3 protein-coding genes are annotated in these 4,190 nt (G+C 68.5%); all 3 read left to right on the top strand.

All coding sequences use genetic code 11. The features are described 5' to 3' along the window. Positions 1-28 precede the first annotated feature (28 nt). Entirely contained in the window at positions 29-1,219 is a 1,191-nt protein-coding gene (locus I0Q12_RS29220; RefSeq protein ID WP_197257215.1) for a DUF885 domain-containing protein, read from the top strand. A gap of 94 nt (positions 1,220-1,313) precedes the next feature. Then, positions 1,314-2,609 carry a serine hydroxymethyltransferase gene (gene glyA, locus I0Q12_RS29215; RefSeq protein ID WP_197257213.1) on the top strand — a complete coding sequence of 432 codons (1,296 nt, stop codon included), beginning with the start codon at positions 1,314-1,316 and terminating at the stop codon, positions 2,607-2,609. Positions 2,610-2,856: 247 nt separating this feature from the next. After that, positions 2,857-4,190: PhoH family protein (locus I0Q12_RS29210; RefSeq protein WP_197257211.1), on the top strand; the 1,334-nt coding region annotated here is incomplete at its 3' end.

Below are 4,190 nucleotides of genomic sequence, written 5' to 3'. Positions count from 1 at the left end.
GCCGCACGAACGACTAGTGTTCGAAAGCATGGGATCGGACGGTTTCGTGCGTGAATATCTGCTGCTCGGCCTCGCTTTCGACCGGCTCGAGGAGGGCTTCGTCGACGCGTACACCGGCGACGCGTCGCTGCGTCGCCAGGTGGAGAACGCGCCGAAACCGGATCCCCGTGACCTATCCCACACTGCGAACCGGCTCCGCGCGGAACTGGCGGGCGCCGGATTGTCCGACGAACGCACCCGGTTCCTCGACGTGCACCTGCGCGCCATGGAGTGCTCGGCGCGCAAATTCGCAGGTGAGGACATAGCTTTCGTCGACGAGGTCGAGGCGTACTTCGACGTGCGCATCGCCCCCGGCAACGAGGACGACTACCGCGACGCGCATCGTCGTCTCGACGCGCTGCTCCCCGGATCGGGACCGCTCGCCGAACGCCTGCAGGCTCACCGCAAGAGCGAGATCGTGCCCGCCGACCGCCTCGCCGAGTGCGTCGAGGCGTTCTCCAGCGCACTGCGCGACAAGGTTCGGGCCGTGTACCCGCTGCAGGAGGCCGAGCAGATCGAATACGAGGTGGTCGGCGACAAACCGTGGTCGGGTTTCAACTACTACCTGGGGAACTACCGCTCCCGCGTGGCGATCAACTCCGACCTCGAGCAGCACATGTCGCACCTGCCGCGCCTGATCGCGCACGAGGCGTACCCGGGTCACCACACCGAACACTGTCGCAAGGAAGCCGGTCTGGTCGCCGGCGGGCAGGCCGAGCAGACGCTGTTCCTGGTGAACACCCCGCAGTGCCTCATGGCGGAGGGTCTGGCCGACCTCGCGCTCGAGGCGATCGTCGGCCCGGGATGGGGCCGGTGGGCTCAGGAGATCTACGCCGACCTCGGCCTGCGTTTCGACGGCGAACTGGCGGAGCAGCTGCACGAGGCGTCCGCGGGGCTGCTGTCGGTGCGTCAGGATGCCGCGCTGCTGCTGCACGACCGCGGTCGCAGCCACGACGACGTCGCCGCGTTCCTGCAGCGTTGGTCGCTGTCGACCCCGGAACGGGCACGGCAGTCGCTGCGATTCCTGTCCTCGCCGCTGTGGCGCGCGTACATCAGCACGTATGTGGAGGGTTACCGGCTGCTCGGCGGCTGGCTCGAGCGGGTTCCGGCCGGTGCCGAGCGTGCCGAACGGTTCCGCAGGCTGCTCGACGAACCGCTGGTGCCGAGTTCGCTGCGGTGACCTCGATCACGGCGGGGTCCCGGGTTCCTGATTTCGGGATGCGCTTCGTAGACTGGAGGTCGTATCCTGCCGCCCCCAGCTTGGAGAATCCTCGATGACCACCGTGCCTGGCACCGACGTCAACACTGCCTCGCTCGCCGATCTCGACCCGGAAGTCGCGCAGGCGATGGCGGGTGAGTTGTCCCGTCAGCGCGACACCCTCGAGATGATCGCGTCGGAGAACTTCGTTCCGCGCGCCGTGCTGCAGGCCCAGGGCAGCGTGCTGACCAACAAGTACGCCGAGGGCTACCCGGGTCGCCGCTACTACGGCGGCTGCGAGAACGTCGACATCGTCGAGGACCTCGCGCGCAACCGCGCCAAGGAACTGTTCGGTGCCGAGTTCGCGAACGTGCAGCCGCACTCCGGCGCCCAGGCGAACGCCGCGGTGCTCATGGCGCTGATGACGCCGGGCGAGAAGCTCCTCGGCCTCGACCTCGCGCACGGTGGCCACCTCACCCACGGCATGAAGCTGAACTTCTCCGGCAAGCTGTACGACGTCGCGTCCTACGGGGTCAGCAAGGAAGACCACCGTATCGACATGGACGAGGTCCGCGACATCGCGCTGCGGGAGAAGCCGAAGGTCATCGTCGCCGGCTGGTCGGCGTACCCGCGTCACGAGGATTTCGCCGCGTTCCGGTCGATCGCGGACGAGGTCGGCGCCTACCTGTGGGTCGACATGGCGCACTTCGCCGGTCTGGTCGCTGCCGGCCTGCACCCGTCGCCCGTGCCCTACGCCGACGTCGTGTCCACCACCGTGCACAAGACCCTCGGCGGACCCCGCTCGGGTCTGATCCTGGCCAAGCAGGAGTGGGCCAAGAAGATCAACTCCGCGGTGTTCCCGGGCCAGCAGGGCGGACCGCTCATGCACGCGATCGCCGCGAAGGCCGTCGCCCTGAAGATCGCCGCCGGCGAGGAGTTCAAGGATCGTCAGCGGCGCACGCTCTCCGGCGCGAAGATCCTCGCCGAGCGCCTGTCGCAGGCGGACGTCGCCGACAAGGGCATCTCCGTGCTCACCGGTGGCACCGACGTGCACCTGGTGCTGGTGGACCTGCGCAACTCGGAGCTCGACGGCCAGCAGGGTGAGGACGCGCTGCACGAGGTCGGCATCACCGTCAACCGCAACGCCGTGCCGTTCGACCCGCGCCCGCCGATGGTCACCTCCGGCCTGCGCATCGGCACCCCGGCCCTCGCGACCCGCGGATTCGGCGACGAGCAGTTCACCGAGGTCGCCGAGATCATCGCGCAGACCCTGATCGGTGGCGCCGACGTCGACGCGCTGCGCGCCCGCGTCAGCAAGCTGGCTCAGGATGTGCCGCTGTACCAGGGCCTGGAGGACTGGACGCTCATCTGATCGCCCGCCTGCGTTAACGCATTCTTCACCGACACGCCCCGCGCTCATCGAGCGTTCGGGGCGTGTCGGCGTTAGCGTCGACGTTGTAGCCGACACAGTTGCCGGTTACACGGGAGGTCCTGGTCGTGGCTGAGGCAATCAGTGCGAGGGGCCGGCACCCGGCCCTCGTGTCCGTAGCGGACACCCGGGACGACCGGCCCACCGAGAAAGACACTTGCGTGGTGCCGCGCAGGTCTAGGAGCCTCACGTGACCGCAACACGCTCCGTCCCCGCTCGCACCGGCGATCGCTCCGCGAAGTCCGCTGCGAAGAAGTCCCCGGTCCGCACGTACGTGCTGGACACTTCGGTGTTGCTCTCCGATCCGTGGGCGGTGACCCGCTTCGCAGAACACGAGGTGGTGCTCCCCCTGGTGGTGATCGGGGAACTGGAGGGCAAACGGCATCATCACGAACTGGGCTGGTTCGCACGCGAATCGCTTCGGCTGCTCGACGATCTGCGCCTCGAGCACGGTCGTCTCGACCAGCCGATCCCGATCGGTGACGCCGGCGGCACCCTCCACGTGGAGCTGAACCACACCGACCCGTCGGTGTTGCCCGCCGGGTTCCGCACCGACGACAACGATTCCAGGATCCTGGCGTGCGCGCTCAATCTCGCGGTCGGCGGCCGGGACGTGGTGCTGGTCAGCAAGGACATCCCGTTGCGGGTGAAGGCGGGCGCCGCGGGTCTGCCCGCCGACGAGTACCACGCGCAGGACGTGGTGATCTCCGGTTGGACGGGCATGACCGAACTCGACGTGGACCGGTCCGTGATCGACACCCTGTTCTCCGAGGGAGTCATCGACCTCGACGAGGCGCGGGATCTTCCGTGCCACACGGGAATCCGGATGCTCGGTGGGGCGTCGAGCGCGTTGGGCCGGGTGACTCCGGACAAGCGGGTGCAGCTGGTGCGCGGCGACCGCGAGGCCTTCGGGCTGCACGGACGTTCCGCGGAACAACGTGTGGCGCTGGACCTTCTGCTCGACGATTCGGTCGGCATCGTGTCCCTCGGTGGGAAGGCCGGCACCGGCAAATCGGCGCTCGCGTTGACCGCCGGGCTGGAAGCGGTGCTCGAGCGGCGCACCCAGCGCAAGGTCGTGGTGTTCCGCCCGCTCTATGCGGTCGGCGGCCAGGATCTCGGCTACCTGCCGGGCAGCGAGAGCGAGAAGATGGGACCGTGGGCGCAGGCGGTCTTCGACACCCTCGACGGCCTGGCCAGCCCCGCCGTGATGGACGAAGTGATCAGCCGCGGCATGCTGGAGGTGTTGCCGCTCACGCATATTCGCGGCCGGTCGCTGCACGACTCGTTCGTGATCGTGGACGAGGCGCAGTCCCTCGAGCGCAACGTGCTGCTCACGGTGCTCTCACGGCTGGGGTCCGGTTCGCGGGTCGTGCTCACCCACGACGTCGCGCAGCGCGACAACCTGCGTGTGGGTCGTCACGACGGCGTCGCCGCGGTCATCGAGAAACTCAAGGGGCACCCGCTGTTCGCGCACGTGACCCTCACGCGCAGCGAGAGGTCGCCGATCGCCGCGCTGGTCACCGA

Origin of the sequence: Rhodococcus sp. CX, from assembly GCF_015865005.1 — a bacterium.
GTDB lineage: Bacteria > Actinomycetota > Actinomycetes > Mycobacteriales > Mycobacteriaceae > Rhodococcus.
Note: the sequence above shows the minus strand (reverse complement) of the source record. Positions and strands in the feature narration are given on the sequence as shown.

Coding starts and splice junctions, on each gene's coding strand:
- I0Q12_RS29220 (WP_197257215.1), top strand. CDS start 29: ATGGGATCGGACGGTTTCGTGCGTGAATATCTGCTGCTCGGCCTCGCT.
- glyA (WP_197257213.1), top strand. CDS start 1,314: ATGACCACCGTGCCTGGCACCGACGTCAACACTGCCTCGCTCGCCGAT.